A 15,835-nucleotide genomic window follows, 5' to 3' on the forward strand; every position below is an offset into this window, starting at 1 on the left:
CCGATGCTCTCACAGCTTTATATTGAAAATGTAGCTGTCATTGAAAAATGCTCACTGGATTTTGATGCAGGGTTTAATGTGCTTACCGGTGAAACCGGTGCCGGTAAATCGATTCTCATTGATTCCATCGGTGCGATTCTGGGAGAGAGAACCTCTCGCGAGCTCATTCGTACCGGAGCATCTTCTGCTTTTGTGAGTGCAGTTTTTTCCTCACCGAACAATCTTGTACTGCAAAAATTGGAGGAGCTTGGTTATTCTGCAGAAGAAGACGGTAGTATTTTGATTCAAAGAGAAATAACTCTTACCGGTAAAAATAGCTGCCGCTTAAACAGCAAACCTGCCACCGTGTCCGTGTTAAAAGAGTTAGCTCCCTTTTTGGTAAACATACACGGGCAGCATGAAAGCTACCAGCTTTTATCTCCGGATTTGCATATCCGCTACATAGACCGTGTGGGCGAGCTGCTGCCGCTATTGGCGGAATACCAGCATGCTTACCGTACTATGTGCAAGGTTCGAGATGAGTTACAAGCGTTCGATTTGGATGAATCCCAAAAGGAACGCCGAATGGACTTGCTCAAATACCAAATACAAGAGCTGGAAGAAGCCGCGCTTCGCCCGGGCGAGCAGGAAGAGCTAACGGGAAAACGTACGCTGTTTCGCAACAGTGAGCGCATGGCGCAGCAATTTCAGCTTGTAAAAGTGTTGTTGGACGGCGAGGAAGAGGGCGGCGTACTGTCTGCCATGGCCCAAATTAATATAGCAATGCTGGATGCAAAGCGCTTTTTATCCTCTCTGGATTCCTTAGCGGAGCGTTTTCAAAATCTGGAATATGAGCTGCAGGATTGCAGTGCAGAGCTTAGCCGTGCCGCAGAGCTTTTGGATTACGACCCCGCAGAGCTCGAACAAATGGAAGAGCGCTTGGATTTTCTCTATCGGCTTAGCCTGAAATACGGTGAAACAGAAGAGGAAATGCTAAGCTATCTTGAAAACTGCCGCACAGAGCTGCAAAACATTGCATTGTCAGAGGAACGCCTTGCAAAACTCAACGAAGAGTATGAGGGTGCAAAAGAGGAAGCCATTCGCCTTGCAAAGCTTCTCTCGGAACAGCGCAAAAAGGCATCGATAGGCTTTATTGAAAGCGTAAAAAACGAGCTGCAGTTTTTGAATATGCCTGGCGTTTCTTTTCAGGTTGAGCAGGAACGCTGTCCGCTCAATTCCAACGGCTGCGATAAAATCCAGTTTTTATTATCAACCAATCCCGGTGAACCACCGAAGCCGGTTGCAAAAATCGCATCCGGCGGTGAGCTTTCCCGAATTATGCTTGCGATTAAAACCGTGCTTGCGGGGAAAGATGAAGTAGATACCTTAATTTTTGATGAAGTGGATACCGGTATTAGCGGTAATGCCGCTCAAAAGGTTGGGCTAAAGCTTCGTGAGGCGGCCGCAGGGCACCAAGTGATTTGTGTAACTCACCTTGCGCAAATTGCCGCTTTGGCTCAAAATCACCTGCTGATTCAAAAACAGCAGCAAGAAAATCGTACCTTTACCGAAATTACTCCGCTTAATACGGATGGACGAGCCAACGAACTGGCTCGTATTATGGGGGGATTTCCCGTAACCGAGCTTATGCTTGAGAATGCTCGTGAAATGCTGCGTAATGCAGAACAGGCATAGGGAATTGAGCAGGGCTTGACAAGGTAAAAAACATTCGTTATAATGCAAATCAATGGCGAAGAAGGAAAAAAGTACGGGAAAACGGCCGGCACAGAGAACCTGCGGTTGGTGCAAGCAGGGGCGGAAGACTCCCAGAAATACGTTCCAGAGCCGTCGGGCTGAAAAAACAGCACAATGCTGGAGTTAGGCTCGCCCGGGTACGCCCGTTACAGCGTTTGGGTAAATTGAATTTTACCTGTGAGGCCGCTGCCGTGAGGCTGCGGTAAACTGAGGTGGTACCGCGGAATTTCCGCCCTCTGCAGAAGAAAATCGCAGGGGGCTTTTTCTTTTCCCTCTGCAAACTGAATTGGAGGAAATGAAAATGGGAGTTTACGAAGAACTTGAAGCAAGAGGCATGATTGCCCAAATCACAAACGAAGAAAAGGTAAAGAAGCTGCTTAACGAAGACAAGGTCACATTCTATATTGGTTTTGACCCAACTGCGGATAGCCTTCATGTAGGGCATTTTGTGCAGATTATGGTAATGGCACATATGCAGAAAGCGGGCCATACCCCCATAGCTTTGTTTGGCGGTGGAACGGGAATGGTTGGTGACCCTTCCGGAAAAACCGACATGCGCAAAATGCTGACGATGGAAGATATCAATCACAATATTTCTTGCTTCCAAAAGCAGATGTCTCGCCTCATTGACTTTTCAGATGGAAAAGCCATTATGGCGAATAACGGTGATTGGCTGCTAAACCTTAATTATATTGAATTTTTGCGCAAGGTTGGCGTACACTTTTCTGTTAATCGTATGCTTGCTGCGGAATGCTATAAGCAGCGTTTGGAGAAGGGGTTGTCTTTCTTTGAGCTGAATTATATGATTATGCAAAGCTACGACTTCTTAGAGCTCAATGAGCGCCATAATTGTGTTTTGGAGCTGGGAGGAGACGACCAGTGGAGCAATATTATTGGCGGTGTGGAACTGCTGCGCCGTATGAAGAGCAAAGAGGTATACGGTATGACCTTTACTCTGCTCACTACGAGTGAAGGTAAAAAGATGGGAAAAACAGAAAACGGTGCAGTTTGGCTTGACCCAGAAAAAACCTCTCCCTTTGATTTTTACCAGTATTGGCGCAATGTGGACGATGCCGATGTCATCCGCTGCATGAAGCTATTGACTTTCCTGCCGCTGACTAAAATTGCAGAATATGAGGCAATGGAGGGTAGTGAGCTGAATCAGGCTAAAGAAGTGCTGGCTTATGAGGTTACCAAACTAATTCATGGGGAAGAAGAGGCAAATAAAGCACAAGAAGCTGCACGTGCTCTGTTTGGTGGCGGCAGAAACTCTGATAATATGCCAAGCTCTGAAATTCTCTCATCTGATCTGACGGACGGTTCCATAGGGATTTTAGACGTTATGATAAAGGCAGGCCTCATTCCCTCTAAGGGCGAGGGTCGCAGGCTGATTCAGCAGGGTGGCGTATCGGTAGATGACGAAAAAATTACCACAGTTGACCATATGCTCACTGCGGCAAATTTTGAAAAGGGTTATGCCATCATTAAAAAGGGCAAGAAGGTATTTCATAAAATCATTCTAAAATAAAGAGATTTCTCTCTTTAAATCAACAATTTACCGTATCTTCCCCTGTGTTTTCCAGGGGAAGATACCAGGTGGTAAAGAATGAGCATTTATTTTAATAAAGAGAGGGAAGAATCTATGAAACAACGCTGCTGGCCTGCTCCAATAGCAACGGCCTTGCTTACATTGTTGGTATTCTTCCTCTTTCATTTGTACCCATTCGAAAATCAAACGTTGGCCTGGTGTGATATGAAGCAGCAGGTCATTCCCTTTTTGCTTGATTTTCAAAACATTCTAAAGGGCAATGCAGATTTTCTATTAAACACACAGAATGCCGGCGGAATGAGCTTTTTGGGCGTTTTCTTCTTTTTTGTATCAAGCCCGTTTACGTTCTTAGTTCTGCTTGTTCCCGCAGAGCAAATGTATTTATTCGCCAACATTTTAGTTTTGCTAAAGATGGCGTTCTGCTCTTATACCGCCGCGCTGTTTTTAAGGCACCGGTTTCATAATTTGGGCACCATCCAGATTCTTTCTTTATCGATTATGTATGCCTTTGGCGGGTACAGCATGCTGTATTTTCAAAATATGGTGTGGCTGGATGTAATGGGCATCTTTCCCCTTTTAATGATTGGTCTTAACCGGCTGATTGAGCAGAAAAAACCGCTTTGTTATGCACTAAGCTTAACCGCCATTATTTTTCTAAATTTTTATTTAACGTATATGGTGGTTGTTTTTGTTATTTTGGCCTTTGCCATTTACCTACATCTTACTCTTAACAGGGAAGAGAGAAAGCAGCCCATCGTTTTATTAGGGATTTCAACCTTTTTAGCACTGCTCACTACCAGCGTTGTGTGGCTGCCGTCGTTGTTCCAGTATTTATCATCCGCTAGAACAGTAGGTATTATAGAAAGCATTTCTTCGGGCTCTTTTTTCACTAGCTTTTATACAACTCTGCCAATACTGCTTTGCAGTTCCGGTGTATTTGCGGCGCTGGTGATTCTAAACCCGGTAAAGTTCTGGCACCAGAGAAAAATGCGTAGTCTTTTCATTTTATGGGTACTGTTGGTCATCCCACTGTTTATTGAACCCATTAATAAAATGTGGCATACCGGCAGCTACCAGGCATTTCCTGCACGTTATGGATATATGACTGCATTTTTAGGACTGCTGTTTCTTGCCAAGGTTATTTCTGTTTTAAATAATGATGAGAGGCGTTTGCAGCGGCAGGATTGGCCAGGAATTTGCATTGGTATCTTTTTAATTATTTGTATGTCCTTAGTAGCCTATTTGCTTCTCTATTACCGTTATCGGGAGCTAAGTATCTATACAAGAACGCTCTGGCTTGATCAGAATGCGGTTTTATATTATCTTCTTTTTTCCATATTAACGGTACTATGCTATTACCTGCTACTATATTTATACCAACACCGGTATGTAACTAAACGGTATTTTTCTGTGTTTTTGCTACTCTTTATCTGTTGTGAGTCCATTTTTTCCGGTAGCGTTTTTATTGGTTCTGCCGCAAACCCGGCTGCTTTTTATGATACGGTGTTCGATTTGAAAGATAAAATTAAAGACGATTCGATGTATCGAGTCAAAAATGGCCATAAGTATTTTGATGTTAATTTATTAGGTGGGATTAACTACCCTACACTCAATCACTATACTTCACTTACAGATGAAGATTTTATGTTTACGTTAAAGAAAATGGGATATTCCTCCTACTGGATGGAGGTAAGCTCTCACGGTGGAACAGAGTTAACGGACGCTTTGTGGGGAAATCGATACACCATTCAGCGGGAATATGAGACCACCCCCAACGATCAAATACTTTACCAAAATGACCGCTACTCCTTGGTGAAAAATAAAGACCGCATGTCGTTTGGCACTGTGATTCAAGCGGACAATCTTACAAACCTGAAAGATTTACCCAATAGCACACGCCGTACCATTCAGCAGTATTTATTTTCAAATGTTTTTGGTACGGATGAATCACTTACCGAGGATTATGATCCGTCCTATACTTCGAATTTATTTGTTTACGATACTGGCTCACAAATGGAGCTAGTACGTGAAAATCCGGAAAAGGACGGCGACTTAGACTACCACGTCTTGGTAGATGGAACGCAAACGTTGTATCTGGATTGCTTTGATCAGGTTACCAACCACTTAATGGAGCCAGCCTATAAAAGCCTGCGCGTTACGGTTAATGATGAAATTGTTGCATATCAGTACCCAACACAGCAGGAAAATGGACTTTTAAACCTTGGTACCTTTACCGATGAGGCGGTAGATATTCGCGTTACCGTTCTGCGAGATTTTCATGCGAAATCTTTCGGAATCTTCGGCATGAATTTAGATACATTAGATTCATTTTCTCAATCGGCTCCTAAACTGCAATTGAAGCAAATAGGGAATCAGATTACCGGCACAATACAGGCAGAGGGGAAATCGCCTAGCCTGCTGTTACCACTCTCTTATCATGAAGGGTATACGGCAAAAGTGAATGGGAAGTCTGCCGAAGTGTATCAGGTTTTTGGCGACATGCTTGCTATTCCACTTCAGCAAGGGGAGAATAAGGTAGAGCTTACGTTTGTACCGCAGGGTCTAAAGCCTGGTATTTTTCTTTCTATTGCAGGTGCTTTGGCTTTATTGGTCTTCTGGCTATTCTTGAGAAAAAGCAGGTATCGTTACCTCAAACCTCTTGAATTACCCGCGCTATGGATTTTCCGTATTTTATTCTTTATTGTGCTAGCTGGTATTTACTTGTTCCCGCTTATTGTATATGCGATTGGGTAAGAGCTTGTTTGTATTTGAATCGAAAAGGGCATCGTAATTTTACGATGCCCTTTTTCTTATATCCACAATAATTGTTTTCAAATGAGCTCATGAGATATAAAGGATTTGCATATCCGGCAATGCTTTTGCTAACCTTTCGCGCAAAAAAGCTTCTGCCTCTGCACGTATTTCGTTGCGATAACAGTACTTACCACGGCCACGTCCGGTCATAATCTCTTTGTCAAACAATGGGTACCCATTGGGGAACGCATCTGTATTGATTGCGTTCTGAACAAAACTGTAAGTCATCAAAATAATTTCTAGAAAACCATTCTTGGTTACTTTGGGACTAAGCTCTGTCGCGAGCTGTTCAATTAAGTCTCCATATAAGCGTTTCCATTCGGGAACTAAAATAATAGGAGCAATTAGAATTCCCACTGGGTAACCTGCTTCCGCCATGTTATTAAGGGCACGAATTCTGTCTTGTAGGGGAGAGGTTCCAATTTCAACATGCCGAATAATTTCATCAGGATTGATGCTCATGCGAAAAATGACCTTGCCTTGATGATTAAGCCCTAATAAAGGCTCTACCATATTAAATTTGCTTGGGAACGTAATATTCCCACGGCCTTCACGTGCAAATCGTTCGATGGTATAGATTAGATTATCTGTAATGGTGTTTTCTAATACTAAATCGCTGTTGCTGCCTATCTCAAAGGTTTCTGGTTCAATTGCTTCCGCCGCTTTTTTCATAAGTCTATCCAGCATTTGTTCTCGGTTAACAAACAAACGCAAATAGGAACACTTATTATAATTGCATACCAAGTAACAGTAAAGGCACATAGCCCTGCAACCCGATGAGGTGTAAGGAACAAGCCAATCAGACACCTTGTGGTTTGGCGTATATTTGTGCGTTTTTCGTATTCCAATAATTAAATGCTGTTTTAGCTTCGGAAAGTCTCGGTTTTCCGCTTCCGTCATTTCGGGGATTCGGTTATGACTTTCAATTTTAATCCAAGGTAAATCGCTAAACTTCTGCTTGAGCATTTGGCCCAATTCATAATATAGTGAGTCTGGTTCATAGTAAACCGCGTCAAAGCCTGTATTCAAAGTAAATTCCTCCTCTTTAGGGAGTTTTCCCAAAACAGAGGGGAACTATAAGCTTTATCATTTTATCGATTAGTAGAGAAGAAAACAGCACCGAGAATATCCTTTGAAAGAAATTCTCGGTGCTGCAAAAATTATAATAAATTAATCTTGTGGCTCTCTCATCGCCTGCTCAATCGCAGTGAGTGTTTCCGGGTAATCTGCAAAGGTTACCAGCAAAGACACCTCATCATCCGATGTAGTAATAATTCGAACATCGGTAGAAACACGGGCTGCGGCTGCAAATACAGCGGCTGCTATACCGGGAGTGTTTTTCATGCGTTGATCACAAACGGTGATTTTGCTGTTTCCACTGCTTACAATCATTTTTATTTCATGTCTAGATTGAAGCTCAGAGGTAAATTGAAGCATTTTTCCTAAATCTTCATCCGCAATGGTGAACGAAAGAGAAGTAAAAGCACCTTGCGTAGGGGAGAGGGAAATCATATCTACATTTACTTCTAACGCAGCAATTTTCTCAAACAATTCACAAATAAAAGAAATGATTGCCGAGCAGTTTTGCAATGTGATTAAAGTGATTTCACTAGACGAAGAAATTGTCGCTCCGGGCATCAAGATTCCTCCTTATGATCGGCCAGCAGGTCGCCCATATTGTACATACCTGCAGACTTACCGACTAGGAACAAAGCGGCATTGATGGAGCCTGTTGCAAAAATCTCTTTGGATTGAGCCGAATGAGTAATGCTTAAAATCTCATCTGGGCCTGCAAACAGAACTTCATGCTCCCCAACAATCGTGCCGCCGCGAACAGAATGAAGACCAATTTCTGTTTTGCTTCTCTTCTTACGCTGAGAATGCCGGTCATATTCATAATGAGGTTCCTCATCTACGGTTGAAGAGATGGCATCTGCAATCATGAGCGCAGTGCCACTGGGAGCGTCAACCTTTAGGTTATGGTGCTTTTCAATGATTTCAACATCGAACTGACCCCAAAGTACAGAGGCAGCCTTTTTTGCTAATTCAATCATCAAATTAACCCCAAGAGACATATTACCCGAACAAAATATCGGAATGGTTTCAGAGGCTTTTTTAATTTGAGCCACTTGGTCTTTTGAAAAACCTGTGGTGCAAATTACCATAGGTAATTTGCGAGAAACCCCCAACTCCAGCAGAGAAGAGAGAAGCGCAGGGTTGGAAAAATCAATCAGAACATCCGCTTCGCAGCTAATATCGGCGGCAGAAGAAAATACTGGGAATTCTTTCTCTGCACCACCAGCAAAAGCATCAATACCTGCTACCGTAATGCAATCGGGGCGGTTTTTTATTCCTGCGGCAATGTAATTACCCATTTTTCCATTGCATCCGCTTATGATAAATCTAGTCATTTTATCATTCCATTCTTAAATTGATCACAATTGGTCTTGTTATATCAGACCATGCTTTTTCATTACAGAAACCATCTTTTCACGAGTGGCATCGTTCATTGCAACAAGGGGGAGACGGCACTCGCCGCTCTCATAACCAATTAAGTTTACCGCTTCCTTAATCGGAATGGGGTTCACATCTACAAACATGGCATTCATTAAATCGAGGTATTGCAAGCTAAGAGCGCGGCTCTTCTCCAAGTCTCCGTCAAAGAAGCTCTGGCAAATATTATGCATAATTGCGGGGCAGATATTAGCCAAAACAGAGATAATGCCCTTGCCGCCCAAAGAGAGAATCGGCAGAGTCTGGTCATCGTTACCAGAGTAGATATGCAGGTTCTCACCGCACAGTGCAGCCGTTTGCGCAACAGAAGAAATGTCTCCGTTGGCTTCCTTTGTTGCAACAATATTCGGGTGCTTTGAAAGCTCTAAATAAGTTGCAGGCTGAATGGCACAGCCGGTGCGAGAGGGAACATTATACAAAATCATGGGCAAATCGGTTGCATCTGCAATTTTGGTAAAATGCTGAATCAAACCTGCCTGAGATGTTTTGTTGTAATAGGGTGTAACGCTGAGCTGTGCATCTGCACCAAAGCGCTTTGCTTCGACCGCCAGCTCAATTGCATACGAAGTATCGTTGCTTCCCGTACCCGCAATAACTGGTACACGGTGAGCAACCTTTTTAATGGAATACTCCAAAACGCCACAGTGCTCTTCGTGTGAAAGTGTTGCGGATTCGCCCGTTGTACCACAGGAAATAATCGCGTCGGTTCCGTTTTCAATTTGAAAATCAATTAGGCGACCCAGCATATCGTAGTTGACCGAGCCATCTTGATTCATGGGTGTTACAATAGCAACACCGGAGCCGAGAAAAGGTGCCTTCTTCATAATAGCAACCTCCTATTATTATAGTATATACCATAAGGGTTAAATTCTCTTCCCCACAAGCAGCGGGGAAGAGGTTTCACCAAGAAAAAATCGCTTAGTCCATATATCCTTGTGCGCAAAGCAGCTCGCCCAACAGAACAGCGCCGCCAGCTGCACCACGCAGAGTATTGTGAGAGAGGCAAACAAACTTAATGTCGTACTGGCTGTCTTCACGAAGGCGACCAACGGATACCGCCATACCGCCTTCAATATTTCTATCCAGCTTAGTTTGCGGACGGTCGTTTTCTTCAAAATAGTGCAGGAACTGCTTCGGTGCGCTGGGCAGCTTAAGCTGCTGGGGTACACCGGCAAAATTGTTCCAACGATTCAAAATCTCATCCAAAGTTGGCTTCTTTTCAAAGGAAGCAAATACGGCGGCAATATGACCGTCGCTTACCGGTACACGCAGGCACTGTGCAGTGATTGCGGGAGTTGTTGCATTTACAATTTGGTCACCTTCAATGTGTCCCCAAATCTTCATGGGCTCCTGCTCTGATTTTTCTTCCTCACCGCCAATATAGGGGATCACGTTATCTACCATTTCAGGCCATGTCTCAAAGTTTTTACCAGCACCGGAAATTGCCTGATAGGTGCATGCCAAAACCTTTGTAATGCCAAAATCCTTTAAGGGGTGCAGTGCAGGCACGTAGCTTTGTAGGGAGCAGTTTGATTTTACTGCGATAAAACCACGTTTTGTACCAAGGCGCTTTCTCTGCGCTTCAATGATTTGAGTATGCTCCGGGTTAAGCTCCGGTACTACCATAGGAACATCGGCTGTGCCGCGGTGTGCGCTGTTGTTCGAAACAACGGGGCATTCGGCTTTGGCATACGCTTCTTCCAATGCTTTGATTTCTTCTTTTTTCATATCGACTGCGCAGAATACAAAATCGACCATAGATGCAACTTTTTCTACATCCTGTTCTGCGTTGAGTACAATCATATCCGCCATCTTCTCAGGCATGGGAGAAGGCATGAGCCAGCGTTTTCCCACAGCATCGCGGTATGTTTTCCCTGCAGAACGGGCACTTGCTGCCAGTGCGGTCACTTGGAACCAGGGGTGGTTTTCTAATAATGTGGCAAAACGTTGCCCTACCATACCGGTTGCTCCAATAATGCCTACCTTATACTGTTTCATGGATTGTTCCTCCTAATGTAAGAAAATGGGATAGAAAATAAAAAAAACCGGTTGAAAACCGGTCATCAATCAAATATAATTAAAAAGCATTCCAGATGCAGAAAATCGTTGCAATCTGTGATAGCTCTCCACCATACTCTCATGATGACAGTCATGCCGTTGTTCACGGCCATAACCAGGTAAATGCTTGCCGCACATTTCCTTCGGCGACTTTCCCTTTCACAGGCTCTCGTCGGTTTTGGCAACCTACATCCCGCTACTTTTGAAAGACGCGCCTCTATCTTCGTTTATTTTTATCTTGCTTTATCATAGCACGGGTTGCTATCGGTTGTCAATTTATTTATAATAGAAATTAAGAATTAATCTGAACCAATTTTAGGAGATAAAGAATGGAAAGTACTTTAAGCACAAAAGATTTTGATTTTGATTTGCCGGAGGAGCTAATCGCACAAACTCCAGTAGAACCGCGAGATACTTCCCGCCTATTAGTTTTAGATAAAAAAACTGGGGAATTAGAGCACAAGCATTTTTACAATATTATTGATTATCTTAATCCCGGTGACTGCCTTATTTTAAACGACTCTCGAGTACTGCCTGCCAGAATTTATGGTATTAAGGAAGGTACCGGCGCAAGAGTAGAGTTTTTACTGCTTGCCGCAAAGGATGATGATGTTTGGGAGGTTCTTGCCGGCCCCGGTAAACGAGCCAAGCCCGGTAGCCGCTTTACGTTTGGTGATGGACTTATGACCGCTGAGGTACTGGAAATTATGGAAGGTGGTAACAGACTAATAAAATTCACCTACCAAGGCAATTTCTTTGCTGTTCTTGATCAAATTGGTCAAATGCCCTTGCCGCCCTATATTAAAGAAAAATTGCAGGATAAAGAGCGTTACCAAACGGTCTATTCCCGTGAAGTTGGTTCTGCTGCTGCACCTACCGCGGGACTGCACTTTACAAACGAGTTGTTAGCAAAAATAAAAGAAAAGGGCATTCAAGTAGGTTACGTTACGTTGCATGTAGGGTTGGGTACTTTCCGGCCTGTAAGCGTTGATAAAATTACAGACCACAAAATGCACTCCGAGCATTACTGGATGCCGCAGGAAACTGCCAATTTAATCAATGAAACGAAGAAAAATGGGGGCAGAGTCTTTTCCGTAGGGACTACCAGCTGCCGTACCATTGAATCCGTTGCGAAGAAAGAAGGCTGCATGAAAGAAAGCGGCGGCTTTACAGATATATTTATTTATCCTGGCTACGAATTTCAGGTGCTCGACGGCCTGATTACTAATTTTCATCTTCCGGAAAGCACGTTGATTATGCTTGTGTCTGCACTGGCTGGCAGAGAGCATGTTCTAAACGCATACCGGGTTGCCGTGCAAGACAAATATCGGTTCTTTAGCTTTGGAGATGCCATGTTAATTATTTAAAAAATCATATCTTTTTTAAAATAGAAAAGGAAATAAAGACATTATGCTAAAAATACAAACCAAACAGGGACGAGCCCGCCGCGGTTCTTTTGAAACCGTACACGGTACCGTACAAACCCCAGCCTTTATGATTGTTGCCACTGCGGGAGCAATCAAAGGCGCTGTGTCAGCTCTGGATTTAAAAGAGCTAAAGTGTCAAGTTCAGCTTTGCAACACTTATCACCTCCATTTGCGCCCGGGTGATGATAAAGTAAAACAACTGGGCGGTTTGCACCGATTTACCCGCTGGGATGGCCCTATTTTGACAGATAGCGGCGGTTTTCAGGTATTCTCCCTCGCAAAACTGCGCAATATAAAGGAGGAGGGGGTAACCTTCTCTTCCCATATCGATGGTCACAAAATCTTTATGGGGCCGGAAGAAAGCATGCGCATTCAATCGCATTTGGCTTCGACCATTGCAATGGCGTTTGACGAGTGCGTAGAAAATCCTGCCGAGTACGCTTATGCCAAACAGTCCTGCGCACGCACTACCCGCTGGCTCAACCGCTGCAAGGCAGAAATGGACTTGCTCAATACACTGCCAGACACCATTAATCCACACCAAATGCTGTGGGGTATTAATCAGGGCAGCACCTATGAAGACCTTCGCATTGAGCACATGAAGCAGATACGTGAGCTGGATTTGCCCGGCTATGCCATAGGAGGCTTAGCGGTGGGGGAAAGTGCACAGGAAATGTACCGCATTATTGAAGCCGTAGAGCCCGAGATGCCGGAAGATAAACCCCGCTACCTGATGGGTGTTGGAACCCCCGACAATATTTTGGAGGCGGTTTACCGCGGAGTCGACTTCTTTGACTGTGTGATGCCAACTCGCAATGCGCGCCACGGGCACTTATTTACCTGGCAGGGAAGAAGAAATCTGTTTAATGCCAAATACGCGCTAGATGACACGCCTTTGGACGAAGAGTGCGATTGCCCCGTTTGCCGTAATTTTAGCCGTGCCTATTTGCACCACCTATTTAAAGCGGGGGAAATGCTGGCAATGAGACTTTCTGTAATGCACAACATCTATTTTTACAATACGCTAATGGAAAAAATTCGCTACTCATTAGAACAGGGTAGCTTCGACACATTTTATAATGATAATGTTGAAAAATTAGGACAAAGAATCTAAATTGGCTTGCATGATTCTTTTTTTATTGCTATAATTTAATTCATTAATACGGAGGTGCTGTTTTTTTATGAATCAATTATTACCCTTGGCGGCAACCGCTGCAGCTTCTGGCAGTTCTATCTGGCAAATCGTAATTATTTACGGTCTGTTATTTGGTGCGTTGTATTTCTTTATGATCCGCCCGCAGCAAAAGAAGAAAAAGGCGGAGGAAGCACTGAAAAAGAATGTGCAGGTTGGTGACGAAATTACAACAATTGGTGGTATTGTTGGCCGTATTGTTGCAATTAAAGAAGAGAGCGATACTTTTGTTCTCGAATCTGGAATCGACCGCACTAAGATTATTGTAAAGCGTTGGGCTTTGGGCAAAATCAACACTGTTCATGAGGATGATAAATAAACAATCCTCCATTTGCCAGAAAAACTAGTATATTTTACCCCTCCTGCGAATATCTATGAAACGTAGAGAACATGCAGGAGGGGTATTTTATATGAAAAAACCAAAAAGAGTGAAATCCAATAGAGAACGTATGCAAAATCCAGTTTGGAAAATACTTCGCCCAATCGTGTTCGGCACTTTAGCCGGTGCAGCGGTTTGCACCGTTCTTCTTTTGGTACTTTCTTTGATTTTGGTTGCTGCAAAACAATTGCCGCAAAGCTTACTTCAACCATTAACCGTGCTTATTGCGGCATTAGGCGCTTTTGCTGCCGGTTACATAGCGGCGCGCATGTCTGGTGAACGAGGTATGATGAATGGCGCAGGCTCCGCATTCTTATTGTTTGGTCTACTATTTTTAGCTGGGCTTACCATTACAGGCGAAAGCGTTTCTGCATTTATGCTTACGAAGGGCCTGATTATGCTTATTACCGGTGCAATTGGCGGTATTTTGTCAGTAAACAAAAAATCAAGGAGAAAATAGGCTTTTCAAGTTTCCATTCTTGTGCTATAATATTGGCAATTAAAACTTGTGAAATGGGGATTTTGAAATGAAACAGATCAAAACTTTGAATAAAGCTAACCTGAAGGAGAGCGCTGTAAAGGGCGGCTGCGGCGAGTGCCAGGCTTCCTGCCAGTCTGCTTGCAAAACCTCCTGTACAGTAGCAAACCAGAAGTGTGAGAACGCGCAGAGAGCATAATTATTGTTGAACCTGCGGCGGGCCGGATAAGATCAAATGATTGAAGGGACAGAATTCTGTCCCTTCAATTTTGTGCGGATGGAGAAAGTGAAATGATACACAAATATTACCTGAACGGATATTACATTGTTCTTGATACCAATAGCGGAGCTGTTCATCTATTTGATGAATTACCTTACCTGATGCTGGATTTTTTTAAGGACAGTGTACCGGAGAAACAGCCAGAGGATTTAAAGAAAAACTTCCTTGATCGCTTTACGGAATCTGAAATAGAGGAAGCGTACGATGAACTGCTTGAGCTGTACCGTTCCGGGCTGCTCTACTCTAAAGATGAGTACGAGCAGTTCTGCGATATGCTGCGTGATGCGCCTGTTAAATCCATGTGCCTGAACGTTGCGCACGACTGCAACCTTCGCTGCGAATATTGCTTTGCAGCCAAAGGGGACTTTGGCCGCGGCCGTATGCTCATGCCTTTTGAGGTTGGCAAACGGGCAATCGACTTTTTAATTGAGCAGTCAGAGGGACGGCACAATTTGGAGCTCGACTTTTTTGGCGGAGAGCCTCTCATGAACTTTGACGTTGTGAAGCAGGTGGTAGATTACGCCAGAAGCATTGAAAAACAGCATAATAAAAACTTCCGCTTTACGATCACCACAAACGGCATGCTGCTAACTGATGATAAAATAGAATATATTAATCGCGAAATGTCAAATGTGGTACTTTCGCTAGATGGCCGTAAAGAGATTAACGATTTGCTTCGTGTTCGTACAGACGGCCTCGGCAGCTACGACCGCATTGTACCGAATTACCAAAAGCTCGTTTCTACCCGCGGCGATAAGGACTATTATGTGCGCGGTACCTTTACCACTCACAACCTCGATTTTTCAGAGGATGTGATGCACATGGCAGATTTGGGCTTTGACCAGCTTTCGATTGAACCGGTTGTGTCGGATGAGAAGCTGGATTACTCTTTAAAAGAGAAAGACCTACCTGCTGTGTTCGAGGAATATGAGCGTTTGGCGAAAGTTTTGATTGAGCGCAGAAAAGAGGGGAAGGGCTTTAACTTCTTCCACTTCATGCTAGACCTTGACCAAGGCCCTTGCGCCATTAAGCGGCTGCGTGGGTGTGGCTGCGGCAATGAGTATGTTGCGGTAACACCGGAGGGAGATATTTTCCCTTGCCACCAGTTTGTAGGCGATGATGACTGGAAAATGGGCAACATTCTTCAAGGTACCTTTGACCGTGCCATGAAAGAAAAATTTGCTCAATACAATATTTATAGTAAAAAAGACTGCAAGAACTGCTGGGCAAAGTTCTATTGCAGCGGCGGGTGTAACGCCAATAGCTGGCAGTATGAGGGCGATATTTTAAAGCCCCACACAATCTCCTGTCAGCTTGAGAAAAAGCGTTTGGAGTGCGCAATTATGATGAAAGCCGCTATGGCAGACTTTGAATAAGTATTGCTTTTTAGGGTGTAGATTTTCTATGTGT

General features: G+C 43.8%; 14 protein-coding genes, 1 riboswitch and 1 other annotated feature. Of the genes, 9 read left to right on the forward strand and 5 right to left on the reverse strand.

Features of this window, described 5'->3' with window-relative positions:
* Positions 1-3 precede the first annotated feature (3 nt).
* From recN to E7L17_RS03635, 3 genes are all read left to right on the forward strand, one after another.
* Complete coding sequence (gene recN, locus E7L17_RS03625) at positions 4-1,674, forward strand: DNA repair protein RecN (protein ID WP_316321900.1); 1,671 nt, start codon at positions 4-6, stop codon at positions 1,672-1,674.
* A gap of 49 nt (positions 1,675-1,723) precedes the next feature.
* Positions 1,724-1,974, forward strand: a binding site (T-box leader).
* Between the two features lie 61 nt (positions 1,975-2,035).
* Entirely contained in the window at positions 2,036-3,262 is a 1,227-nt protein-coding gene (tyrS, locus tag E7L17_RS03630) for a tyrosine--tRNA ligase (protein ID WP_316321901.1), read from the forward strand.
* A 78-nt stretch (positions 3,263-3,340) separates the two neighbouring features.
* Complete coding sequence (locus tag E7L17_RS03635; protein ID WP_316321902.1) at positions 3,341-6,037, forward strand: YfhO family protein; 2,697 nt, start codon at positions 3,341-3,343, stop codon at positions 6,035-6,037.
* 87 nt (positions 6,038-6,124) lie between these two features.
* Here the strand turns inward: E7L17_RS03635 and E7L17_RS03640 are convergent, their stop codons facing one another.
* The 5 genes from E7L17_RS03640 to asd all read right to left on the reverse strand — a co-directional run bounded on the left by E7L17_RS03640 (position 6,125) and on the right by asd (position 10,609).
* Positions 6,125-7,126 carry an SPL family radical SAM protein gene (locus tag E7L17_RS03640; protein WP_316321903.1) on the reverse strand — a complete coding sequence of 334 codons (1,002 nt, stop codon included), beginning with the start codon at positions 7,124-7,126 and terminating at the stop codon, positions 6,125-6,127.
* A 141-nt stretch (positions 7,127-7,267) separates the two neighbouring features.
* Positions 7,268-7,735, reverse strand: a complete 468-nt coding sequence (locus E7L17_RS03645) for an ACT domain-containing protein (protein ID WP_316321904.1) — start codon at positions 7,733-7,735, stop codon at positions 7,268-7,270.
* Entirely contained in the window at positions 7,735-8,508 is a 774-nt protein-coding gene (gene dapB, locus E7L17_RS03650; protein WP_316321905.1) for a 4-hydroxy-tetrahydrodipicolinate reductase, read from the reverse strand. Before dapB ends, E7L17_RS03645 begins: the two co-directional genes overlap by 1 nt.
* Positions 8,509-8,547: 39 nt before the next feature.
* A complete protein-coding gene (gene dapA / locus E7L17_RS03655) occupies positions 8,548-9,435 on the reverse strand; it encodes a 4-hydroxy-tetrahydrodipicolinate synthase (RefSeq protein WP_316321906.1) in 888 nt (295 codons plus the stop codon).
* A gap of 94 nt (positions 9,436-9,529) precedes the next feature.
* Positions 9,530-10,609: an aspartate-semialdehyde dehydrogenase gene (gene asd / locus E7L17_RS03660; RefSeq protein WP_316321907.1), complete on the reverse strand. Its 1,080-nt coding sequence runs from the start codon at positions 10,607-10,609 to the stop codon at positions 9,530-9,532.
* A gap of 113 nt (positions 10,610-10,722) precedes the next feature.
* Positions 10,723-10,897, reverse strand: a riboswitch (Lysine riboswitch).
* A gap of 101 nt (positions 10,898-10,998) precedes the next feature.
* Between asd and queA the strand changes: the two genes are divergently transcribed.
* The 6 genes from queA (at position 10,999) to scfB (ending at position 15,801) form a co-directional block, all read left to right on the forward strand.
* Positions 10,999-12,036 (forward strand): tRNA preQ1(34) S-adenosylmethionine ribosyltransferase-isomerase QueA, encoded by a 1,038-nt coding sequence (gene queA, locus E7L17_RS03665; protein ID WP_316321908.1) that lies wholly within the window; start codon positions 10,999-11,001, stop codon positions 12,034-12,036.
* 43 nt (positions 12,037-12,079) lie between these two features.
* Entirely contained in the window at positions 12,080-13,210 is a 1,131-nt protein-coding gene (gene tgt, locus E7L17_RS03670; protein ID WP_316321909.1) for a tRNA guanosine(34) transglycosylase Tgt, read from the forward strand.
* A 67-nt stretch (positions 13,211-13,277) separates the two neighbouring features.
* Complete coding sequence (gene yajC, locus E7L17_RS03675) at positions 13,278-13,607, forward strand: preprotein translocase subunit YajC (RefSeq protein ID WP_316321910.1); 330 nt, start codon at positions 13,278-13,280, stop codon at positions 13,605-13,607.
* A gap of 91 nt (positions 13,608-13,698) precedes the next feature.
* Entirely contained in the window at positions 13,699-14,127 is a 429-nt protein-coding gene (locus tag E7L17_RS03680) for a TIGR04086 family membrane protein (protein WP_316321911.1), read from the forward strand.
* 67 nt (positions 14,128-14,194) lie between these two features.
* A complete protein-coding gene (gene scfA / locus E7L17_RS03685; RefSeq protein ID WP_009063491.1) occupies positions 14,195-14,344 on the forward strand; it encodes a six-cysteine ranthipeptide SCIFF in 150 nt (49 codons plus the stop codon).
* Between the two features lie 92 nt (positions 14,345-14,436).
* Positions 14,437-15,801, forward strand: coding sequence for a thioether cross-link-forming SCIFF peptide maturase (scfB, locus tag E7L17_RS03690; protein ID WP_316321912.1), 1,365 nt, complete (start codon positions 14,437-14,439; stop codon positions 15,799-15,801).
* Positions 15,802-15,835 lie beyond the last annotated feature (34 nt).

Source organism: Clostridium sp. (assembly GCF_032576335.1).
In the GTDB taxonomy this organism is placed as follows: domain Bacteria; phylum Bacillota; class Clostridia; order Oscillospirales; family Acutalibacteraceae; genus Faecalispora.

Coding starts and splice junctions, on each gene's coding strand:
- recN (WP_316321900.1), top strand. CDS start 4: ATGCTCTCACAGCTTTATATTGAAAATGTAGCTGTCATTGAAAAATGC.
- tyrS (WP_316321901.1), top strand. CDS start 2,036: ATGGGAGTTTACGAAGAACTTGAAGCAAGAGGCATGATTGCCCAAATC.
- E7L17_RS03635 (WP_316321902.1), top strand. CDS start 3,341: ATGAGCATTTATTTTAATAAAGAGAGGGAAGAATCTATGAAACAACGC.
- E7L17_RS03645 (WP_316321904.1), bottom strand. CDS start 7,735: ATGCCCGGAGCGACAATTTCTTCGTCTAGTGAAATCACTTTAATCACA.
- dapB (WP_316321905.1), bottom strand. CDS start 8,508: ATGACTAGATTTATCATAAGCGGATGCAATGGAAAAATGGGTAATTAC.
- dapA (WP_316321906.1), bottom strand. CDS start 9,435: ATGAAGAAGGCACCTTTTCTCGGCTCCGGTGTTGCTATTGTAACACCC.
- asd (WP_316321907.1), bottom strand. CDS start 10,609: ATGAAACAGTATAAGGTAGGCATTATTGGAGCAACCGGTATGGTAGGG.
- queA (WP_316321908.1), top strand. CDS start 10,999: ATGGAAAGTACTTTAAGCACAAAAGATTTTGATTTTGATTTGCCGGAG.
- tgt (WP_316321909.1), top strand. CDS start 12,080: ATGCTAAAAATACAAACCAAACAGGGACGAGCCCGCCGCGGTTCTTTT.
- yajC (WP_316321910.1), top strand. CDS start 13,278: ATGAATCAATTATTACCCTTGGCGGCAACCGCTGCAGCTTCTGGCAGT.
- E7L17_RS03680 (WP_316321911.1), top strand. CDS start 13,699: ATGAAAAAACCAAAAAGAGTGAAATCCAATAGAGAACGTATGCAAAAT.
- scfA (WP_009063491.1), top strand. CDS start 14,195: ATGAAACAGATCAAAACTTTGAATAAAGCTAACCTGAAGGAGAGCGCT.
- scfB (WP_316321912.1), top strand. CDS start 14,437: ATGATACACAAATATTACCTGAACGGATATTACATTGTTCTTGATACC.